Genomic DNA, 23,593 nt, shown 5'->3' with positions numbered 1-23,593 from the left:
ATGGAAGTAACTATCAACCAAATTAAAAATATTACTGGTGTAGAATTCGGCATTTTAAAATATGACTTATTTAATGAGCACATAAGTGAGAACAAAATAATAATTGAAGAAAATGACATTATTGGCATAATAACAAACCTTCCTGATATTTCATTTCTTAAAGATTATCCCTTTTTAAAATTGATTTCAATAATAAATTGTGCTGAAAACATTCAAATATTAAAAAAATTAAAAAACTTAGAAGAATTACATATAACTGAATCGAAAATTTCTAACCTAGATTTTTTAGGTGAATATAAAAATTTACAAAATTTAAGTATTAAGAGATGTGGATTAAAAGACATTTCACAATGTAAAAATCTAAAATCTCTAAAATCTCTAAATTTTAGGGGAAACGAAATAGTTGATATAAGTCCAATAAAAAGCCTAACAAAATTAGAAGAATTAACCTTATGGGATAATAAAATTTCAAATATCTCATTTCTTTCGTCTTTAACGAATTTAAATTATTTAGATTTAGATGATAACGACATATCAGAAATCAGTACTTTATCGAAGTTGAAAAGTATAAGAACACTCTATTTAAGCTCTAATAAGGTATCACTCATACAGCCATTATGTAATATAGACAATCTACGTAGATTAGATGTAAGTTATAACCTTATCACTGATACTGAGAATATTAATAAAATAAGCAATCTAGTTGAACTTAATATAACTAAATGCAACATAAGTGATTTAAGTGTTGTTAAGGGCTTAAATTCACTCAAAATATTAATAGCGAATTCGAACAACATTTATAATATACCTACAGACATCTTTTCACCTCTAATTACTGAATTACATTTAGCTCATAATAAATTAGATGATTTAACAAATCTCACAGATTTACAAGGTCTAACTAAACTGCATATTGACGATAATTTCATCACTGATTTAACCCCCCTCATTCCACTATCAAAATTAATTCAATTAGGGTTAAATAATAATAATATTAAAGATATCAGACCTTTAATTACATTAATAGAGAATGGATTACCTGTAAATAAAGGAGACGACAATTATAGGGGTATCTTTATTGAAGAAAATCCTCTTGAATACCCTTCATATCAGACAATTAGACATGGTAATTCGGCAATACTACGATTTTTTAAGAAAATAGATGCTGAAGGTGAAGGAATAATATATGAAGCAAAATTAACATTTGTAGGTGAAGGAAGTGCGGGCAAGACTTCTTTAATGAGAAGATTGATTAATTCAAAAGCAGAGTTTCCACAGGAGAAAAACAGAACTAGAGGTATTTCCATAGAAGATTGGGAATTCAAAAAGCTAAAAAACAAAAAACATGTGGCTCATATATGGGATTTCGGTGGGCAAGATGTTTATTATCCAGTGCATAGATTTTTTTTAACAGAAAACTCAGTATTTGTTTTGTTGGCTTCCTCTCGTCAAAATACTCATCATTTTGATTATTGGATTCCAACAATTTATCAGTTTGGAGGTAGGAGTCCAATAATTATTGGTCAAACTTGTCACGATGGACATATTGCAAACTGGAATGATATTGGTGATTATATTGGAAATGAAAATTTTAATATAATTAAAGACCATAGTAAATATTATCATGAATTAAATTTACCAAAAGGTAACAAGGGATTAGCACAAATTAAAAAGTCCATTATTGCACAGATTACTAATCTACCACACTATAAAAAAAATGTCCCTAAGTCATGGATTTCAGTTCGAGATCTACTTAACAAAATCAAATCTCAAAATTGTATTTCTTATATTGACTTAAAAACAAAAATTATTCAAAGTAATTCAGATAGTTTTAAAACAAAGGAAGATATTGAAGATTGCATATCTTTCTTTCATTCAATTGGAGTCGTATTATGGTATCAGAATGAGTCACAATTAGAAAGTTGGGTTATTCTAAATCCTAAATGGGCGGTAGATGCTGTATATAAGATTATTGATTTTAAAAAAAATATCAATAATGGTATTATTTTATCAGAAGACTTCGACAAAGTATGGAAAGCCAAAATATATGATGATAAACATGGCATTTTAAAAAATATGTTGGAGGTTTTTAAAATTGCTTTTCCTAAAAAAAGTAACAAGAGAGATTATATAATGCCTACTAGATTAGAATCAATAGAGCCACACAATATTTGGTCAGACATAGACAGCACTCTCAAAGTCGAATATCTTTATGACTTTATGCCTAAAGGTCTTGTTAACCAGATTAGTGCTGAGCTTAGCCGTTTTGTAAATGATAATGAAATTTGGAATAATGCAGTTAACCTGCATGCTTCCAATGCAACAGGCCAGATATTTGAAGATTTTTTTAAACGTAAAATTGTAATTACGACCCAGGGAGATGATAGTCGAGGGTTAATGTCGATAATCATGAATGCAATTAAAGATATCACGGACGGGTATAAAGGTGTAATACCTAAAATAGTTATTCCGTGCCCGTGTGAGAAATGTATAAATAAAAATGATCCAACAATTTTCTCGTACGACATGTTATTAGATAAGCTAAAGGAAAATACAGAAGCCAGAGTGTACTGTAATATTAGTGATCAAAGATTTTCAGTTGAAACATTATTATATAATATCGGTATATCACCTTTGAAAAAAACCTCTAATCTTAGTGATAAAAAGGAAATTAAACTTAAGAAAACAATCAAAATATTTTTAGCATCGTCTAATGAGCTAAAAAATGAGCGGGATGCATTCAGTAATTTCTTACGAGAAGAAAACGACCAATTAATTAAACGTGGATTATATTTAAATCTTGTTAATTGGGAAAACTTCTTAGATGATATTTCTACAACTAGGAAACAAGATGATTATAATAAAGCTTTAGGAGATTGTGATATCGCAGTATGTCTATTTTTCTCAAAAGTCGGAAAATTTACAGAAGAAGAATTTGATACGGCTTATCAAAAATTCTCTTCTACAGGGAAGCCTCGTATATGGACATATTTCAAAGACGCATCAATAAGTTCTGCAAATATTGACAATTCGATTAAAACTCTTTTAGAATTCAAGGAAAAGTTAAGTGAACTAGGGCATTTTCATACAACCTTTGATAGTAATTCCGATTTACATTTAAAATTCAGAAGGCAAATCGACCATTTAATTGATGAAATCAACTACTAAAAATAATTTTTTAAGTCAGAAATACAAATTCTTCACCATTTTTTGATTGTGAAGAATTTTTTTGTAGTTTTATTATAAACAGCAATTATTATTTTGGGTAAATTTTATTTTTAACCTTCTGAACAGTTCCAATACTAATATTACAAATTTTAGCCGTATCTCTGATAGAATTTCCTTTCTTTAGGTTTTTAATTACCTCTTTGTACTTGAAAAGGAAATCTTCAATGCTTTCCGTAGAACCTTTTTCACGCCCTTTATAAGTTCCACGAGCTTTGGCAAGTGCAATTCCCTCTCGTTGACGTTCTAAAATTGTTTCTCGCTCCATTTCGGCTATGTTAGCAATAACGGAAATAATAAGTTTGAATGCTTGATTCTCTTTACCCTTAATCAGGCTTTCTATCCCGAGATTATCTACTTTAAGGATAACGCCTTTTTCTTTGAAAAATTCCAAAGTAGTAAGAATATCATAAAGATTTCTTCCGAGCCTGTCAATAGAACTTACAGACACGTAATTAATTTCGTCATTCTCAATAGTCTTTATCAGTTCTTTTCCCTGTTCTCTATCCTTAAAAGGTGTAGAACCGCTAACAATATCAATAAAGACTTTTTCTCCCTGAGCTTGTCTCTCTTCCTGTCTTGCGGTATTCTGTGCCCCTGTGGAAACTCTTATATATCTTGCTTTCATCTTTAAATTGTTATAAAGCACCCTACATTTAAGCAAGGTGCACAGATTATTGTTGTAATTAGTTTCTGAAATAATACCCGTTAGAACTCATATAGTCGTACATCAACTGTCTGGCGGTCGCTTCCCAATCAATGTAAATATAAGAAGGCAAATTTTCAGGAATTGAGCCGTCCTGCTCTAAAGTACACTGCGCAAAATCCTCGTCTGAACCGTACTCGCCATAATAAGAATCCGAAAGACTGTCTAATAGGTCGCTTACGTCCTTATGATAATAACTCATGCACTCTGCATAGGCTTCTATAACTTCGAAATCATAATCTGAACTGTCGATTTGTTCGGCTATCTCATAAATGTTTGCTGAAAGATGACATTCGCTGATTAGCTTTTGTTTGATAAAGAACTCCGAACATTCATAGTCCTGAAACATAAATTCAGGTTCCTCTTCGTCTTGGTGTAGTTCCTGCATAGCTTCTAATAGCTCGTCATAACATGAATAATCTGATAGTTTCAGCCATGAGCCATAAATACTCCCTGAATTGTACTTGCCATAAGTACCGACATAGATTTGGAAGTCCTCCAAACAATTTTGTAACTTTGTCATTGTAGATAAGTTTTAATTACACGTTAGAATTTTCACACTTCCCCATTCAATATTAGTAGTATTGATGGGGTTTTTTGTTGGTTTATAGTAGTCGAAAACTGTGCCAAATGTGTGAATTTTAGGGTACTTTTGAATGAAACAGAAGAAATATTTTAAACCTGTACAAAATTCTCTCAAACCTGTACTAACTTTGAGTTACAGTCTAAAAATGTTCAGAAAAAGAGTTCAGGTTTTTAGACCTCTCGAAAACTTTTGACCTAATTTCCAAAGGTGGGGGTACTATCAAAAACTCGCCTTACCCCCTCCCCCTAAGACTAATATGGGTACTCTTTCAAGACATATAATGTTAGTAATTCAATTTTGAAGTGAAAATTTATGTTTTTACATTTGTAAGAAACCATATTGCATGAATACCGTAAAGCTCGGAGATGAATTTGAGGAGAAATCCTATCATATTATTGAACAAGCACTAAATAATGATGATTTAGGCTTAATACCGAAGTATTGTAAAATTTATCGAAAAAAAGGTTACTATTCTTTTAGGAGGAAAAAAGAAATTATTTTCGATTTATCTATTGAGGTTACTCCACCTAATGCTAAAAACCCAACACTTTTGTACTTAATTGAGTGTAAAAATTACTCAAACAGCATTCCAGTCGACGATATAGCAGTATTTGGAGAGTATATGAATCAAATAAATGATGTTACCAAAAAAGGTATTTTTATTTGCAATAATAGACTTCAAAGCAGTGCTGTTGAAACATTAAAATCTTATGGAATGATGTTAATTGAGGTAAATGATAACGACTATAGTATTATTTTCCATAGAACAGATAAGCTAAAAAATCAAGATGAAAAAGACATTGAACTTGATGAAAAGATTAGAAAAACAATCGAAAACGCACTACTACCAAAAAAGATAGACGGATTAAAACAACTCTCTGCAAAACAGATACAGAATATCGCAAACACTTTTTTAAATGATTTTGATAATACTATTTTAACAGGCGCACATAAATTAGATTTACAACGACTGACAATTTTTTTAGAAAATAAGTATCAATTAAAAATAGAATATGTTAATCTATTAAATAATGACAATACTTCATTGTTAGGCTATTTTGACTCAGAAAACAATAAAATTCTTATTGATTATTCTATAATTGGAACAGAACGCTTTCCTTTTACCCTAGCACACGAAATTGGACATTTTGTTTTGCATAGAAATTTGAAAATGAACCAAATCATTTATAATAACTTTAAAGATTCGGTTCATAATATATTTTCTCAACAATATGAATTGAAAAATGATAGAAACTGGATTGAATGGCAAGCTAACTGTTTTGCATCTTCAATTTTAATGCCTCATACTTCAATACTTGCAAGATTAATAGAAGTTCAAAGAAAAATGGGAGTTAGTAGAAATCAAGGTTCAATCTATATTGACCATCAAGAACAGAATAGAAAAGACTTTCACATCTATATAGATCATTTATCCGATCATTTTGGGACGAGTAAACAAAGTGTTGAATACAGACTAAAATCATTAGGAATTATAATAACACCTAAAGATGTTAAACATAATTATGCAAATGAGCAAGAAAGGATAAGACAAGAATCTATTAGAAGGGCAAATGAATTTATGAATAAAAACTTTTATGATTAAAAATAAAATTCTCATTTTTGCAAACGATAAATAACTAAAAACGGTTTAATTATTGATATAGAAAAATTTATCTAAAAAGCTATCAAGCTATTTTAGAATAACATCAACGAATAATAAGCGTAAAGCTATCGCATTGGTTACTGAAAACTAGGAATCTTCAAGACAACCAAATCCGATTGATTTACGCTCATGCTCCATACGGGCGTGGGCGTAGTCTTTCTGGTTGTCGGGTATCCTAGTACCTCAGTAACAGATTGACTTCAGTTCCACGCTTTGTCGTTTATAATACATTATAAAATGGGGTATCTACACAAAATCATAGAATTAGAAAAACAAAAGAACTTGCAAGAGATTGCTACTACTCTTTTCATGGAAGCCGAAATCAGCTATAACCAAACTGAATGGGGCGAAAAAAAAACAAACATGAAATACTGGGAATTTGTAAGCAAAACCAAACATCTTCTTAATCAAGACTTTCATAAAAATCTCATGTTCGGAGATTTAAAACCCAATCCACACTTGATAAATGCCTACAAAATGATTGGGGCAAAGGGCGATATTGCATTTTGGAGAGAAGACAAATATCCCCTTGACGGAGCAATAGCACGTCTCATGTTCACCCCGACAATTTATATTTACGCAAAAGAATGTTGCGAAGTATTTGAAGAAAAGATAGGCAATAAGCCATTATTTATGAGTGGTTTAACTCCGCAAGGAGTTATCAATAAATACAATTCTGAAAAAAATACAATCAAATCATCATCTACCTATACAAACACCACCTCACAAAGTGGTTGTATGGGAGTTCTATTACTAATAATGGGAATTATTAGTCTATTGATATTACAAATTAACTTTTAAAACAATTATACATTATGAAAAAATTAATTTTCACTTTACTGTTTGCATTACCAACTTTTTATTTCGCACAGGAAGAAAAACCAAAAGAATCACCAGCCGCCAAAGAATGTGACTTACCAAAGGATTTTAAAGAACCAATCAAAAATAACCGTCTCAAAAAATTCGTAGCAATTGATAACGGAGTTGAAGAAAAAGAGGTAGTTATCATTCGAGCGCAAAATGGTTTTGGAAGTGGGATTTATACAGCTTGTGTAAAAGGACAGCCAATCCAGTATCAAAAAATGGGAACCGTGTTTATGCGCGAGGGGAAAAATCCTTTTAATAATGCGAAATGATATTGCAATTTCAAAGAAGTTGCATACCGCCATTGGAATACAGGGAATTTAGCATTTGGGATGAGATTCTATTTTTCTTGATGCTGTTCGCGTTCCTTGTTTTGTACACAGGAATTGCTTATTACTTTATGCTTGGATTAAGAATTACAACAAACAAAATGAAAAATCATTTCAAAAAAGAAGAAGTTTAAATACTTTCCCAACCTACGTATAAATATTTGCATCTATAAATATTATACGACACATTTTGTCGCTTTGCAGTAATATCTTTGCTACAAGATAATTTAGAAAAAATATAACATGACAAAACTTGCATGAAATCTCTGTAGTAAGTCTTTTCAAAATAATCTAAAAAAGATATTTTTGCAAAGTTTTTTAATTAAAATAAACTAAGGTATGAGAAAACTCTACATGGGTGCATTACTTTTATGCACGGCAGTTAATGTGTCTGCTCAAGAGGTTATCTGGCAAAAAGATATTAAATCCAGTACTCAGGATTTTTTAAATCAGATTAGCACAACCATTGACAGACAGTACTTAATTTCAGGCAGCAGTATTCAAAGCAGTAAGCTTCAGGCGCAGAATAACGGATATGACCTGCATTTGGTCAAATTGGATCAGCAAGGTCAGGAGGTCTGGGAAAAGTATTTCGCTGGAAATAACCATGACTTTTTAGCAGGAACTGTAGCCACTCAGGATGGTGGATTTTTGATCTCTTCAACTTCCTATTCTTCAAAATCTCTGGATAAAAAAGAGGATTCTAAAGGGGGTTCCGACATTTGGCTGATCCGTCTGAACGAATTTGGAGATGAACTGTGGCAGAAAACCATTGGCGGAACTTTTGATGAAGAAGCAAGAGCCGTGATTCAAACTACAGATTTAGGATTCTTTGTAGCTGGAAATGTTCAGAATTCAGCAAAAGGTTACGGGTCGAAAGATGCTTTAATCGTCAGACTTGATAAAAACGGAAAAGAATTATCCCAATTAATTTTAGGCGGCAAAGGTTTAGATGAAGTAGAAAAAATGATTCCAACCCATGATGGAGGTGTTTTATTAGGGATGTACTCAAGAAGCAGTGTCGGAGGTTCTAAGAAAACAGAAAACTATGGCGAAGGTGATTATTGGATCATTAAACTCTCAAAAGACGGAAAAGTAGAATGGGAAAAGAACTTCGGAGGAAAAGGAGATGATCATTTAAAAACATTGGCTTTGACATCTACAGGATTTTTAATAGGTGGCGAAAGTCGTTCTGAGCGATCTGGCAACAAGACAGTTGGTATTGAAGAAGGTACTGATCTTTGGTTAATTTCTTTGAATGAAAAAGGAGATGAACTTTGGCAGAAATCCTACAATTTCAAAAACAGAGACGTTTTGATGGGAATGAGCGTTTTACATTCTTCAGATGATAAAACTTCAAAAGGAATCCTGTTAGGAGGATACACACAAGCTGAGGGAAGAATTGAAGCTGATGATGAAAAATTCTGGATGCTTTATTTGGACGAAAGTGGAAATGAAAAGTGGCGAAAACATGTTAAAGGGAAGTCTTTTAAAAAAGAAGAAAGATTATCTGACATTACATTAAGTAAAGACGGATCGATTATCCTTGCTGGAACAAGTACTGAGGAATTAGGAAAAGAAAACTGGAAGATTGTAAAGCTTGGAGATAGCCAGATTGATCGGCTGATTGAAAAACAGGACATCAAAATTTATCCCAATCCTGTATCTGATTATGCATATGTGGAAATCGGACATAATTTCAAAGAAGCTGAGATTCTGCTCTACGATATGTCTGGACGCCAGTTACAAAGCCTGAAAACCAACAATAAGGTGACCAAAATTAATACTCAGCCACTCATTCAGGGGGCTTATCTGGTAACTATTAAAACAGATGCGAATAAAACTGCTAATGCTAAATTGATTAAGAAATAAATTAAAACAATGAAGAAACAATATCATAAAATAACATCACTATTTTTTTTCATACTGGGAATGTCTTTTTATATGGGACAAGCAGCAACAGAAGAGATAATACCTATAATAAAGTCACCTCAAACTTACAGTATCGAAAAGTTTGGAAATATTCCTGTCAGTCTGAATACAGGAAGTGTTTCCTATGACATTAATCTTTTTAGCTATGGAGACATTTATAATAGGGAAGGATACAATATAGGATTAAGATATTATGGAACAGGATTCGTACCCGCAAAAAAATCTAATTATACGGGGTTGGATTGGACTTTGGATATAGGAGGCACTATAAGTCGGGAGGTAAGAGGAGTTACAGATGATTTTTATCCTGAAAATAGTCCCTCGTCAAATACTTTATATGGCTATCTAGAAGGAATGAGAGTTTGTAATAAAACTAATAATGATATTTATAACCAAAACTACAATCACCTTCCAAGTGGAAACGGAGGAATAGGTATTAAATGCGGAACTTATAACTATGAAATTGAACCTGATAAGTTCAGTTTTAATTTTATGGGTAAAAGTGGTTATTTCTTTATTGGAAATGATCTGAAACCAATCATTATTTCTGATAATAAAAACCTAAAAATTGACATTTCGGGGCTTTCGTCCAGACAACCGCTTCATTCGCTGTTAGCTAACGGCTCAAAATGTTTAACGAAACTTACCACTATAATTATTACAGATGAAAAAGGGATAAAATATTCTTTCGGTGGGAATTATGAAAATCTGGATATTTCCTATAGCCTTCAAACAAATTCTGATGACAAGAAGAGTAGATTTACCATTACTGCATGGAACCTTTATAAAATAGAGTATCCTAATTCTAAAACCTTAGAAATTAAATACCGAGCAGATGCAATCAATACTATTGACAGAAATTTTTGTGTAAATGTTGCGGATGTTCTTAATATAAAAGAACCATTTCAATTAATGTTGGATCACAACATAATTTATAAACAGTACATTAATTTGGATAATTTCAATTTCATAATGGGGAATTTAGTATATGATGGAGCTGTACATTGGGGAAACACCACTTCATCAGCGAGTGGTCCTGTAGAAGGACGTTCGGGGACTAAAAAGAGTTTTCCAAGTTCCGTTTTATTAGATGGGAAGACGATTATGAATTTTGATTATCAAAGATATGAAAAGTATGCTCTAACACAGGCTATACCATCTTGGAAGCTCAAAAATATTACATTTTATGATCTCACAGGAACTCATATTGTTAAAGAAGTAGCTCTTGACTATTACAGACATAAAGACTATTTCTTTTTAAACAATCTTAAAATGTTCAAAAAAACACCAGTTTCAGCAGAGTATTTTCAGCAATATAGTTTTGATTATTATAATGTGGATGATTTACCTTATGAAAATGATGGAAAGCTTGATTATTGGGGATATTTTAATAACAGACCTATGTATAAAATGATACCTGATTTTGTATTAAATAATACGACTGGTGATTATACTATAACAGATAATACTAGAGAGCCTAATCCGTCAGTATGCTCAGTCGGTCTACTAAAAACAATTACTTATCCTACTAAAGGGAAGAGTGAATTTATCTATGAACCACATCAGTATAGCAAAAAAGTTGACAGAAATCCTGCCTCACAGTTTAAAAATGTTTTGATACAAGCATCAGGCTCTGTAGGTGGTGGACGTTTAAATAAGATTATCAATTATTCGAATGACGGATTACAAATTGGGGTAAAAGAATATAAATATATTAATAATTATTCACCGACTGGTACAAATACAACATCAAGTGGTATTATGTCTAATTATTATAGAAATATAGATTACTTAAGAACAATAGAGCACCCCAACGGAAGTATAACTATTAATAGAGAATCTTTAAAATTGTATTCGGACAATATTTTGGAAACTGCTATGAATTCTTTTCCTGTTCAATATTCGGAAGTGACAGAAATTGAAGATAATAAGGGATACACAAAATATTATTTTACTGATTATAATATATATCCTGACTCCTCTGAATTTAAAGAGGTTTATAATAATATTTCTAATACTTCCGACGGTAATATTTCTTATGAACCTAGTAATATGGGAAATATAAATTTACCTTATCGTTCCAATAATTATAAGAGAGGCAAATTATACAAGCAAGAGGTTTATGATCAGAACTTCACAAAGCTTAAATCTTCTACAACTGATTTTATTGATGTATCTGAGGTGATGCCCAATAATTTTGTCACTTATTCAACAGATAGAGTATTGTCTAAATATTTTTTTAAATTATTTGGAGGGTCATTCTCACCAAGCAAAACTATTTCCAGTGACATAATCAATAATAATTTGATCTCTTCAAAAACAGAATATTCTTACGAAGCTGTTAATAAAGTAAATCTATCAAAAGTCAAAAATACAGCTTCTGATGGTAAAATTACTGAGACTTCATATCAATATGCTCACGAAAAAGGAAATCAAAAATTAATCAATGCTAATATTGTAGATACACCACTAGAAACTTCAGTTTTAGAAAAACAAGATATGAATGATGCTGGAAAATTAATATCAAAAACAGAAACTAAATATGATAATCCTGTTAATATTTATCCTAGTTCAGGACTAATTTTCGATTTACAAAATGGAGTTCCATCTACAGAAGTTATTTATGATCTTTATGACAGTAAAGGTAACTTACAACAATATACCACAAAAGATGATGTTCCTGTAGCTATTATTTGGGGATACAATCAGACTCAGCCAATTGCCAAGATCGAAGGAGCAACCTATGCTCAGGTACAAAGTTTAGCCTCTGCAATTATTACTGCGTCCGATACGGATGCTTTGGCGGGAAGAAACAACGATGAGACAACCTTTTTAGATGCCTTAAAAACATTCAGAAACAGTTTATCAAATTATCAGATAACAACCTATACTTTCGATCCTTTGATTGGAGTGCGAAGTATTACTCCACCATCAGGAATCCGTGAGGTTTATCTGTATGATACAGCCAATCGATTAATGGAGATAAGGGAAAATGATCAGGCAGGAAAACTTTTAAAAGAATTCAAATACAACTACAAAAACTAAGACCCGATGAAAAAAATATTAATCCCAATAGGCGCAATACTTCTATCCAATATAATGTATGGTCAGCTTTCTACGACAGAAAACTATGTTTATAGTAAAACGTATTTAGATTACAACGGATCTACGGCAACTAAAACCTCGGAGGTGGTCCAGTATTTCGATGGTTTAGGGCGAGCGAAACAGGTGGTGAATGTCAAAGCATCACCCTTAGGAAAAGATGTAGTAAGCCATATCGAATATGATGCATTCGGAAGACAGACCAAAGACTTCCTTCCCATTCCACAATCTCAAACATTAAACGGAGCTATTTTCCCAACTCCACTCGCCAATGCTTCTGCATCGTATGGAACTGAAAAGATCTATGCAGAAAAAGTACTGGAAAACTCCCCGTTGGATAGAATTCAGCAACAGATTCAGGTGGGAACAGACTGGAGTAGTAAACCTATAAAGTTTGATTATGATGCTAATATTGCAGGTGAGGTTATTAAGTATACCACCACGACAACATGGGAAAACAATGCAACTAAATCTACCATTAATTATGGAGGGAATTACGGAGCCAATCAACTATACAAAAACACCGTAACCGATGAAGACGGAAACAAAACTATTGAGTTTAAAAACGGTCAGGGACAGGTTGTATTAGTGAGAAAAATCAACGGCACAGAAAATGTTGATACTTATTATGTATACAATGAGTATAATCAGCTGGCATGGGTCATTCCCCCTTTACTATCTAAGAAACAGACATGGGATTTGAGTGATCAACAGGCTCTTGCTTATGAATACCGATATGACGGAAGAGGTAGACTCGTTGAAAAGAAAATTCCTGGCAAAGGCTGGGAGCATATGGTATATGACAAAGCAGATCGTTTGATCTTTACTCAGGATGCTAATTTAAGAGCGCAAAGCAAATGGCTTTTTACCAAATATGACCAATTGGGAAGACCGATCATCACAGGGCTTGTTTCGGGAACAGACAGAAACGATATGCAGACAGCAATCGGTAATAATCTTATTCTTACAGAAAATAGAAATGTCACAGGATTCACAAAAAACGGAATGCAGATCTATTATTCCAATGACAGCTTCCCGTATTTTGATACAGCATTGACGGTGAATTATTATGACACCTACCCTCAATACAGTTTCAATCCTACTTTCCCTGCCAATATTCTGGGAGAACCCACTCTGACGGAAAATCCTTCTGTGGATGGAAAAAGTACGAAAAGTCTTCCTGTCATGAGTTTAGTTAAAAACATCGAAGATGATAACTGGACTAAAAACTACAGCTATTATGATCAGAAAGGAAGAGTAATTGGATCTTATGCTATCAATCACTTAGGAGGACGTACAAAAGTTGATTCCAAACTGGATTTTTCTGGCACTGTTCAGCAAACAATTACAACGCATAAAAGGTTAGATACAGATACAGACAGAATAATTACAGAAAATTTTGAGTACGATAATCAAAACAGATTATTGGTTCACAAACATAAGGTAGACAGCAATCCTGAGGAGATCTTAGCTCAAAACAAATACAATGAGCTGTCTCAGCTTGAAAAGAAAAAAGTCGGAGGAATTGATATCGCAACACCACTTCAAACCATAGATTATGCTTACAATATTCGGGGCTGGATGACAAAGATCAATGATCCTGCAAATTTGAATGGCAAATTGTTCGGGTATGAAATAAAATATCAAACCCCTACTAATACTTCGATTACAGCAGGCAGGTATAACGGTAATATTCTGGAAGTTGACTGGAAAAATTCAAATGATGATATCCTGAAAAGGTATGACTATAATTATGACGGGTTAAACAGAATGACTTTGGCTCATTACCGTGAACCGATGAGCTCAGTACCTTATAATAATTTTTATAACGAAGAAGCTGCCTATGATACTAACGGGAATATCACCAGTTTATGGAGAAATGCTAAAAACCCATCGGGTGGGTATGAAGGAATTGATATCCTGACATACAATTATTCAGGAAACAGACTGAGCTCAGTGACCGATGCTTCAATGAACCCATCAGGATATGAAGGGGGCGGAAATACAATAGACTATGACCTTAACGGAAACATGGTCAATATGAAAGATAAAGGAATTCAGAGTATTGCCTATAACCATTTAAGCCTGCCTGACTCCTATTCCATCACCCAAAAAGATCCCTTCGGAACATCTGTAAATTTTGGATTAAGTTATTTGTATCAGGCTGATGGAACAAAGCTTCGTAAAATTTATACAAGTGGTGGTGGAAAAGGACAACCCCTTACCAGTAAAATCACTGATTATTTAAATGGTTTCCAGTATAATTATACTGACACAACAGCTCCGTGTGATTGGTGCAGAACAAGTGTTGCATTTGAGCAAAGAGCATTTAGTGAAATACCTTTGGATCCTAATCCTGTAAATCCACAGTGGAAGCTCGATTTTGTACCTACTTCGGAAGGATTTTACAGTTTTGCAGAAAATCGCTATATTTACCAGTACAGAGATCATCTAGGAAATGCCAGGGTTAGTTTTGCAAAAAACAGCGCAGGAGCTCTTGAAATTACAGATACCAATGATTATTACCCGTTTGGATTGAATCATGTCGGTGGCAATAAAGGGCTGTTAGGCGGATATCAAAACTACAAGTACAACGGGAAAGAACTACAGGAATCAGGAATGTATGATTATGGGGCGAGATTTTACATGGCAGACATTGGAAGATGGGGTGTTATAGATCCACTTGCAACTGAAATGAGAAGATACAGTCCATATAACTATGCTTTTGATAATCCAATTAGATTTATTGATCCAGATGGAAGGGCTCCTGCAGGAGGCCCAGGAGATGGAACAGATGGAAAAACTATTGAGATACAGGAAATTGTCATTAATGTAAGAAGAAACACAAATAGTTTTTTTAGTAGAGTTTGGAATGAAGTTAAAAGTGCTTTTACAAATCAGTACAGTCCAAAAACTAATGCAGACAAATATGGTGGCTTGAACTCTTATCGCCAATGGCAAGCTAGCCCTTTTTATAATGAAGGAGAAACAAAAACAGATAGAATTTTTCGATTAATTGGGAATAGTAAACGAGAAGAGATGCTAGATTTTGGCGGCGGTGGATATAATATGTGGGGTGGGTATGGAAGAGCAACAAAAGCAGTTAATGCAATTGAAGAGGCAAGTAATTTAATATCTGCAAAAAGTACAGCACCACAAGCAGGTGAAAGTTTAGGAGTAACTATAAAAGATGGTAATATTTCGGTAGGTGGTAAAGTGAATGGAAATTTTGATTTTATTGTTACTGAGTCAGGAGAATTAAAAGCTGGTGATGGCCATTATTATATGTCAGGGCAAGCTGAAAACGTACAAGCTGCGGGAAGTCTAAGATTGCACAATGGTCAAGTCATAGAAATAAACAATGTTTCAGGACATTATGCTCCTTCTGCAACAGAAACGAAAAATTTCCCTTCAATATTATCTAATACAGGAGTAGATACAAGTAAGGCAAAATTAACAATATTTGAAGAATAATGAACAAAATTAATATCACATCACATGTAAAAGAGTTATCAGATTCTTTATTTAATGATAGGAAAACAGAAAAGATAAGATACTATCCTATGGATAAATTTTATATACTAGATAATAATTATTTAGAAAAAATACTATCAGTGAATCATTTAGAATTTCTTTTTTATAATTTAGAAATGGTAAATGAAACTTACACTGTTCAATTATTAGCATGCTTACCAGAGTTATGGGAAAATATAATTTATAATGATATTATTATTTTGATTGAAAATTTCACTAATTCTTTTTCTTTCTATGCTTTGATAGAGTTTACACACAAATATTTAGAGATTGATTTAATGGATGAAATATTTTATAATGAAAATGTAAAATTAAAATTCAAAAAAGACTGTATTAGGTATTTTCCTAATATTATAGCAAGCCTATATATGAATGAATTTGATTACATGGAATTCGAAGAGAACTCATATGGGATAAATATTGAACAAATAAAAAAAATACAATTAAAATTTAAGAATGACGATAGTTTCAAAAAAATTATGTCTAAAGAAGAGCTTCATAAAAAATTATCCGAAATTAAGATCATGTATCAGATTTAGTAATCAGATAATTTTCGAGCATTCAATCGTTAAAATCAAGAGTCACATTTAAATTAATAGAAAACGAGAGTAGGTTATTCTACTCTCGTTAATTTTATAAGTAGCTACTTTTTTTAATAATATATGATAATTCTTTGTTTTAAGTTTCATTAGTGTGGTAAATAAACATCTAATATTTCACATTGGCTTAAAATGTGATAAAAACAATTTCAAAAACCATTATAAGCATACCATTCAGGATGTAATTTAACTTTCTTTTTATAATCAACTTGATAACCATGCTTCTTCCATTTTTCCTCCTCTATTTTAGGTATTAATCCTGTATACTCAAAGATGTATTTAGGCATCAAATCCTTCAAAATATGAGCATATTTTTCTGTTGTAGACAAAGAGTCATGAATTGAAAACAAAGGCATTTCTGGGTGCTCTTTGGCAATTTTCTTCGATACAAAATCAATTATACATGCTGATTCAATATTTTGTAAGAGTTTAGAAAAATGAGCATTATCTTCCATCTTGAAAACCTCTATCAACCCAATTAAATTTGGAAAAGCTTCTTTAAAAGTTTTGTAATTTGAGTTTCTAGTGTTAATACCACTAAAGAATAATGTGAAAATAACTCCTTTCATCAAAGCCCTAACATTATCCACTTTTTTTATCTCTGTCACTTTCTTTCTAGCATTATATTTATTAGCAAAATAAGAACCTAAGCGTTTCTCATGTTTAATTACGGTTTCCATACTTTCATAAATTTCCCCATTAAGAACCCATATTTTAAAAACCTCATACTCTTTCTGAAAACCCTCTGTAGAAAGGCGTTCACGAAGATTCTGCAACATAAAGGTATTATTAACTTTATGAGTATATATTCTACTTAATATATTACTTATTCTATCATTGTTAATTATAATAGAATCTATTAAAAATATCAAGAAAAACGGTTGCGAATTTTTTAGATCATATCCTACGAGTTCTTGACCTTCATATGTTACAAAAGGTTTAAATATTTTCTTCAAGTTTGTTAAAACTGTATGTAAACGAAAATCACTTTCCTCATTTCGGGTAGCATAAAAAGCCTTGTGATTTAGAGTTGACATTTGATGATTCCAATGAACTTTTTTATGCGTTAAATTCACAATCTCCCCTTCATAATAGGATAAATCTTTAATATATGTTTTAGCCCCTTCAAAATCAATCTCCAAACCATCATTAAACCACTTTAAAAGATGTTTGTTTTCTTCATAAACTTCAGATTCCTGAATTGATCTCGCCACTGTTATTGTACTAGATTCTAGAGCTTTCAACTCAACTGTTTCAGAGGTTGAATCTTCCTTTAGGGACTGCAATATAAAATCGGTAAAGCAATATTTATTTGAAGAGCAGCCAGGCTCGTAATTTTCGGCCTTGAAAATAACTTCTTGCCCAATAAGCCAATCTATATACTCATTATAATCTGATTTTATACCTCTTAAAATCGTTGCATTAAGTGCAACGGGAATATTTTCAAGCGCTTTATTTTCATAAGTATTTTGGCGTTTTATTATCGTTGTAATGATATAATAGAAAAATTCAACTTTTAATTTGTAGGTAAAAGTAGGATTATAAGCTTTTAGAAGCGCATCTATATAATTTTTAATTACAGAAGGAATTAATGCTAGATTAGCGATCGTAATACTTTGTTTCTCACTTCTAGTTAGCTTTTTTGCTGTTTGATTTTTAGATAATAGTTTTTTTGACATGATCTTAGAGATTTTTAAATTATACAAATTGTTTGGTTTCAAAATTTTTATTTACCTCAGCTTCCACCATTGAAATTGACTTATAGTGTGTTCCTGAAGTAATTTCTTTTATTAATTCACGCTTCAAAACAAGAAACTTATTGGTAATCTTACATTTGTAAGCAGGGATTAATCCTGTATTAATCTTTTGAACTATTACTCGCTCGTTCATATCAAGAAGTTCTGCAACATCTTTTACTGTTAAAACAGCTTTTGAAAGAGCTATTTCACTTAATTTTTCTAATTCTGTTGCGTAAGCAGTGAAGCGATTATCTACTTCTGTCTGCACCAATTTTTCGAGTATTGAATCGAAATTTCCGTTATGACTGGATTTTGTCGTGTTATGTTTTAATTTCATAACACAACACCCATCAAGAATTTAGCAACTGTGCCAAAAACAAAAAAACTCCTACTTTACAATAGGAGCTTTAAACGATTAACAATCAGTTATTTATAGCTGTCAATAAAATATCAATTCATTTGTAACATCTGATGTTATTAATAAAATATAATTTTTTTATAAAAAATACAAAGTAGGAGTTTGCTATTTTATGCTTACTATTTCATCAAAAATCCTGAAGCAACTTTCTATGTTCAAAATATCTAATTGGTTAGTAGAATATTTTAAATCTTTTAGCTTATCAGAATTTACTTCAGCATTATCTTTATAAATGAAAAAATCGGATAAAATCTTCCAATGTGTATTATTTGTTGAACTAATAATATTTTTATCATTCAAAACTTTATAAAAACTTCTTAGTAGTGAAGGTGCTTTAAGCCAAATAATTTTATCTCGTTCTCTTCTTCGATTATTGAACAAATCATCTACCTGTTCATAAGTTGTTACATTCGAAATAAACCCATTACCTATCAAGCTATTTTTAATTGAATTTATCACAACTCTTCTCGCTTCATCAGTTAATCCTTTTTTAAAATTAGGTCTATTTTCTATTTGAAAAGATTGAATTTCTTTTTTAGATGGATAAACAATTTTTTTTAAAGTATTAAAATTATCTTTAGATAAATAATCAACAAAATTAGAATAGAAATCACGAAAAATATCTAAATAGATCTCTTTAACAGCAATTCCATATTTGGAAAATACATTTTTTTCCTTGCGAATTGCGTCATCTAAATCATTATAATCACTCAACAAAAGTTCAGTAAGTTTGTTAATATAGTTAAACTTATTCTTTGACAGGATATACTCATGCCGAAGCAAAGTTTGCGATTTTGTCTTTTCTTTTAATAAAGCATTATATAAAGGTTCAAAAAAAGAAACCATTTTAAGCTCTCCACCTTCACCTTCAATTCTCATCTTACCTTCAACTTTATACTCAAATTCATATTCTTTAACATTGATAAAGTAATGATATGCTATAAGATAAAAGTAATCACCTCTAATGAAGATATTTTTAAACATATCAAAGTTCTCTATTTTAGTCTCATCAATATTTAAACCTTTTGGACGTAAACTTTCTTTATCCCAAAAGAAATAACGTAACTTTGAAAATGGATATACGCCAAATTCCACTTCATCTTTGTTCCCTTCTTCAAAGTGTTGAAATAGCGGAGAGAAATCAAAATCATTATCTAAAACAGGTAAAAAATCTATCATATTCCTAAAACTATATTATTAACCGTACTTGCTTTACGACTGTCAACAATTTTTGCGTAAATCTCTGTAGTACTTACATTCTTGTGACCTAACATTTTAGAAATTAGATAAATATCTGCTCCTGCTTCTAATTGTGCAACAGCATAAGACGTTCTAAAATTGTGAAAAGTAACTTTCTTTTCAATTTCAGCTTTTGATAACCATTTCCTAAAATTATCATTGAGCGAATGATAGGCAATTCTATCAAAAACAAAATCTGTTCTAAATTTTCTATCTCCCATTAGCTTTACAGCTTCTTTCGAGATAGGGTGATACTGAAAAGCTGAGGTTTTCTTCATCCTGAAATATATATAATTAATCCCTTCTCTTTCAACCACATCACACCATTGTAAATTATTAATATCACTATATCTCAAGCCTGTTAAAAGGGCGAAAATGCAATATTTCTTTAAGACTTCATCAGAAAAATCAGTAGTAAACAATTTTTTGCATTCATCTAAAGTTAAGAAGTTTTTCATCACTTCTTCCTCTTCAATCCACTCTATACGTGCTTTAAAACTTTGAGAAATATAATTTTCTTCATAAGCTATTTCTAAAACTTGTATAAACCTGATAAAATAACTTGCTGCTGAATTTCTACTAATTTTATGTGTTGTACTTCTTAACTGATAAGCATTAAGTAATTTTGATTTAAAATCTTCAATTAAAGTTTTGTTAATATCTTGAAATAGAACATTTCCATAAAACTTAACAAAGTGTCCGTAACAACCACTCCACGCTCCTTCGGAACTGGTTGCATTCTGGGCTTTTTCCTTAAAATACTCTGTAAAGATTTTACTTCTATTTTCTGCTAACTCCAAAGCTTTCAACTCTGCTTCGGTGTAAATGTCTGGATTGATGACTTCTTTAAATCTTTTAGCTCTATACAATTCAACCATTTCATTAGTTTCTCTGTTATGTTGTTTTTGAGCAGGAGTCAAAGTTAATTTCTTAGGATTACCTTTTTTATCTATTAAAATTTCAATTTTTGACTGCTTCTTCCCATTTGCATCTGTATAATACACAGTCTCACTTTGAAATTCATTATAAACAAAGTAGCTCGTTTTTTCATAGCGAGTCTTTTTTCCAGTTTTTCGATTGAAAACAGGAGGATAAAAATTTAGTGAAAGATTGCTCTTATTTCCTTTTACAAGTTTTTTTAGCACTGTTACTTTTTTACTCATTATTGAAAATTGTATTTACTAAGTTTTTGGGAACATACACATTTTTACCTTTGGGAATTTTCGGAATATTATGTTTTTTGCATAAATGATAAAATGAACCTGAACTAACTTTAAATGCGTCTAAGACCTCATTAATCGTGTAATAATTATCATCGCAGAAATATGGTAAATTATATTGTTTTTCTTCATTATTTTCGACTTTTTGCCTAAAAAGTATATCTAAGTCAACCTTTCTAATTCTAACCGCTTTAAAGCCTTCTAATTTGCTTAATCTGCCATCTTTTAACATTCGATAAATTGATGTTCTACTAATATTAAGCAAAAGCATAACTTCTTTGATTGATAAGTAATCTTTCTTTTGGATTTCTTCAATATCATAACCTTTAATTTGTACTTCTAAATCCTTATCACTTGCTTGAATCTTTTCATCACGCTTTCTCTTTTTGTAGAATTTCTTAGCACAGTCATCGGAACAGCATTTTGTTGTAGTCTTTTTAGCTACAAACCTATTTCCGCAGAATTGACAAATTTTATTGACTTCCATAACGTCTAAATTCTCCCCAAAAATGTTTCATATTGTTTCCCCATGTTTCCCACTGTTTCAAAATGTAACATTTTTTAACGATAAAATTACAAATTTTATTCCAAATCAAATTCATAGAAACGAAATAGAAACAAATAGAATGTATATATGTTGCAATATTAAATTTTGAAACAAAATAGAATGCAAATGAAAAACCCTTTAAACATTACATTTAAAGGGTTTTTCGTATTATTTTAATTGCAATCTATATACAATCTAAAACGCCGTCTACTTTCCTATACAAAACTTAGAGAAAATATTCCCAAGCACCTCATCATTGGTCACCTCACCTGAAATTTCACCAAGATGCTCCAAAGCATTTCTCAACTCATAAGCCAGCAGCTCTGTTGAAATTTGGAAAGAAATGGCTTCCTTCACTTTATTTACTGCATCTAAGGATTTTCCAAGAGCCTCGAAGTGACGTTGGTTGGTGATGACTACATTATTTTCTGCTGATTTCAACTGTTCTACATAAGAGGACAGTTCGTTTTTAAGATCCTGAATATTCTGATTTTCGACTGCCGAAATTTTTATAAAATCAAACTCCTGAGAGATAGCACTTCTAAAGATATCTTCTACCTTTTCATAAGCAGCAGGAGAAACTTCGTCAATTTTCGTAGCACAGATAATTAATTTCAAATCATCTCTCAGCAAAGACTGTATCATTTCAATATCTTCAGAAAAATCTGCTGTCGCAGCGTCTGCCAGATAAACAAGAATATTGGCATTCTCTACTTTTTCTTTTGCCTTTTTCACACCGATTGCTTCAATTTCATCCACTGTTTCACGCAATCCTGCCGTATCAATCAGACGGAAAGCATGTCCTTTGATATGTAAAACTTCTTCAATCGTATCTCTTGTTGTCCCAGCAATATTGCTTACAATGGCTCTTTCTTCCTTCAGTAATGCATTCAGAAGGGTCGATTTTCCGGCATTAGGCTTTCCGATAATCGCGACGGCAGTTCCGTTTTTAATAGCATTTCCATACTGGAAGCTTTCGATCAGGGAATTTAATTTTAATTCAATTTTATCAAGCAACTGATTCAAAGCACTTCTGTCCGCAAATTCTACATCTTCTTCTGCAAAATCAAGCTCAAGCTCAATCAAAGAAACGAAATTCAGCAAATCTGTTCTCAGAAAAGAAATTTCATTGGTAATTCCCCCTTTCAACTGATTAATAGCCACTTTTCTAGAAGCCTCATTTTCCGATGCAATAACGTCAGCAATCGCTTCAGCCTGAGAAAGATCGATTCTCCCATTAATGAAAGCACGAAGCGTAAATTCTCCGGCTTTTGCCATTCTCGCCCCGTTTTTAATTAAGGTTTCCAGAATACGTTTTCCAATATGCGGCGAGCCGTGAAAAGCAATTTCCACAGAGTTTTCAGTTGTAAAACTTTTTGGGGCTAAAAATATAGAAACCATCACCTCATCTATCGCCTCTTCACCATCCACAAAATACCCATAATGAATCGTATGAGACTTTTGTTTTACAAGACTTTTTGCCGGAAAAGATTTTTGAACGACCGATAAAGCATCGTTCCCCGAAACTCTGATTATGCCTAAAGCTCCTACTCCATTGGCCGTAGCCAGTGCGCAAATGGTATCGTTATTCATGCCGCAAATTTACGGTTTTTAATCACAAAGAACCATATGGTTTATCTATTGTCCCGATTTTATCCTTTTATTTCGATTTATTTTTTCGAAAATTTATTTCACCATATCGGACAACAATGACTAAATTATTTATCTGGAGCTATTTCCCGCTCTCCGCACTCGCTATTTGAGAAGTGTGGGGGGGGGGGGGGGGGGGGGGGGGCGCCGGTAAAAAAAAAAAAAAAAAAAAAATGAAGTGGGGGGGTAATATTTTATGTTTTTATAAAAAAAAATTATAAAAAAAAAAAAAAAGATAAT

At 32.0% G+C, this 23,593-nt stretch carries 16 protein-coding genes; 8 read left to right on the top strand and 8 right to left on the bottom strand.

Annotation, left to right across the window (positions count from 1 at the left end):
• Entirely contained in the window at window positions 1–3,168 is a 3,168-nt protein-coding gene (locus M2373_RS00080) for a COR domain-containing protein (RefSeq protein ID WP_259106227.1), read from the top strand.
• Between the two features lie 88 nt (window positions 3,169–3,256).
• On the opposite strand, the gene M2373_RS00075 is transcribed toward M2373_RS00080, so the two are convergent.
• Entirely contained in the window at window positions 3,257–3,853 is a 597-nt protein-coding gene (locus M2373_RS00075) for a recombinase family protein (protein WP_259106226.1), read from the bottom strand.
• A gap of 58 nt (window positions 3,854–3,911) precedes the next feature.
• The gene (locus M2373_RS00070; protein WP_259106225.1) at window positions 3,912–4,454 is read right to left on the bottom strand and encodes an antirestriction protein ArdA; all 543 of its coding nucleotides are present in this window, start codon (window positions 4,452–4,454) and stop codon (window positions 3,912–3,914) included.
• 406 nt (window positions 4,455–4,860) lie between these two features.
• Between M2373_RS00070 and M2373_RS00065 the strand changes: the two genes are divergently transcribed.
• The 7 genes from M2373_RS00065 (at window position 4,861) to M2373_RS00035 (ending at window position 16,480) form a co-directional block, all read left to right on the top strand.
• A complete protein-coding gene (locus tag M2373_RS00065) occupies window positions 4,861–6,120 on the top strand; it encodes an ImmA/IrrE family metallo-endopeptidase (protein WP_259106224.1) in 1,260 nt (419 codons plus the stop codon).
• Between the two features lie 297 nt (window positions 6,121–6,417).
• Window positions 6,418–6,981, top strand: coding sequence for a hypothetical protein (locus M2373_RS00060; RefSeq protein WP_259106223.1), 564 nt, complete (start codon window positions 6,418–6,420; stop codon window positions 6,979–6,981).
• A 14-nt stretch (window positions 6,982–6,995) separates the two neighbouring features.
• On the top strand, window positions 6,996–7,316 hold the full coding sequence (locus tag M2373_RS00055; RefSeq protein WP_259106222.1) for a hypothetical protein: 321 nt from the start codon (window positions 6,996–6,998) through the stop codon (window positions 7,314–7,316).
• A 396-nt stretch (window positions 7,317–7,712) separates the two neighbouring features.
• Window positions 7,713–9,245 carry a T9SS type A sorting domain-containing protein gene (locus M2373_RS00050; protein ID WP_259106221.1) on the top strand — a complete coding sequence of 511 codons (1,533 nt, stop codon included), beginning with the start codon at window positions 7,713–7,715 and terminating at the stop codon, window positions 9,243–9,245.
• A gap of 9 nt (window positions 9,246–9,254) precedes the next feature.
• Window positions 9,255–12,350: a hypothetical protein gene (locus tag M2373_RS00045; RefSeq protein WP_259106220.1), complete on the top strand. Its 3,096-nt coding sequence runs from the start codon at window positions 9,255–9,257 to the stop codon at window positions 12,348–12,350.
• Window positions 12,351–12,356: 6 nt separating this feature from the next.
• Window positions 12,357–15,881 (top strand): RHS repeat-associated core domain-containing protein, encoded by a 3,525-nt coding sequence (locus tag M2373_RS00040; RefSeq protein ID WP_259106219.1) that lies wholly within the window; start codon window positions 12,357–12,359, stop codon window positions 15,879–15,881.
• Window positions 15,881–16,480 (top strand): hypothetical protein, encoded by a 600-nt coding sequence (locus tag M2373_RS00035; RefSeq protein ID WP_259106216.1) that lies wholly within the window; start codon window positions 15,881–15,883, stop codon window positions 16,478–16,480. The genes M2373_RS00040 and M2373_RS00035 overlap by 1 nt, the downstream gene beginning before the upstream one ends.
• Window positions 16,481–16,689: 209 nt before the next feature.
• Here M2373_RS00035 and M2373_RS00030 read toward each other — a convergent pair whose 3' ends face one another.
• The 6 genes from M2373_RS00030 to mnmE all read right to left on the bottom strand — a co-directional run bounded on the left by M2373_RS00030 (window position 16,690) and on the right by mnmE (window position 23,296).
• The gene (locus tag M2373_RS00030; RefSeq protein ID WP_259106214.1) at window positions 16,690–18,219 is read right to left on the bottom strand and encodes a hypothetical protein; all 1,530 of its coding nucleotides are present in this window, start codon (window positions 18,217–18,219) and stop codon (window positions 16,690–16,692) included.
• A 19-nt stretch (window positions 18,220–18,238) separates the two neighbouring features.
• Window positions 18,239–18,547, bottom strand: coding sequence for a helix-turn-helix domain-containing protein (locus M2373_RS00025; RefSeq protein WP_259106211.1), 309 nt, complete (start codon window positions 18,545–18,547; stop codon window positions 18,239–18,241).
• Between the two features lie 255 nt (window positions 18,548–18,802).
• On the bottom strand, window positions 18,803–19,876 hold the full coding sequence (locus M2373_RS00020) for a hypothetical protein (RefSeq protein ID WP_259106209.1): 1,074 nt from the start codon (window positions 19,874–19,876) through the stop codon (window positions 18,803–18,805).
• Window positions 19,873–21,099, bottom strand: coding sequence for a site-specific integrase (locus M2373_RS00015; protein ID WP_259106207.1), 1,227 nt, complete (start codon window positions 21,097–21,099; stop codon window positions 19,873–19,875). The genes M2373_RS00020 and M2373_RS00015 overlap by 4 nt, the downstream gene beginning before the upstream one ends.
• On the bottom strand, window positions 21,092–21,643 hold the full coding sequence (locus M2373_RS00010) for a helix-turn-helix domain-containing protein (RefSeq protein WP_259106205.1): 552 nt from the start codon (window positions 21,641–21,643) through the stop codon (window positions 21,092–21,094). Before M2373_RS00010 ends, M2373_RS00015 begins: the two co-directional genes overlap by 8 nt.
• A 267-nt stretch (window positions 21,644–21,910) precedes the next feature.
• Window positions 21,911–23,296: a tRNA uridine-5-carboxymethylaminomethyl(34) synthesis GTPase MnmE gene (gene mnmE / locus M2373_RS00005; protein WP_259106203.1), complete on the bottom strand. Its 1,386-nt coding sequence runs from the start codon at window positions 23,294–23,296 to the stop codon at window positions 21,911–21,913.
• Window positions 23,297–23,593 lie beyond the last annotated feature (297 nt).

It is taken from the genome of Chryseobacterium sp. JUb7 (genome assembly GCF_024806495.1).
Lineage (GTDB): Bacteria > Bacteroidota > Bacteroidia > Flavobacteriales > Weeksellaceae > Chryseobacterium.
The sequence above is the reverse complement of the archived record's forward strand: the minus strand, read 5'-3'. Positions and strand labels throughout refer to the sequence as shown.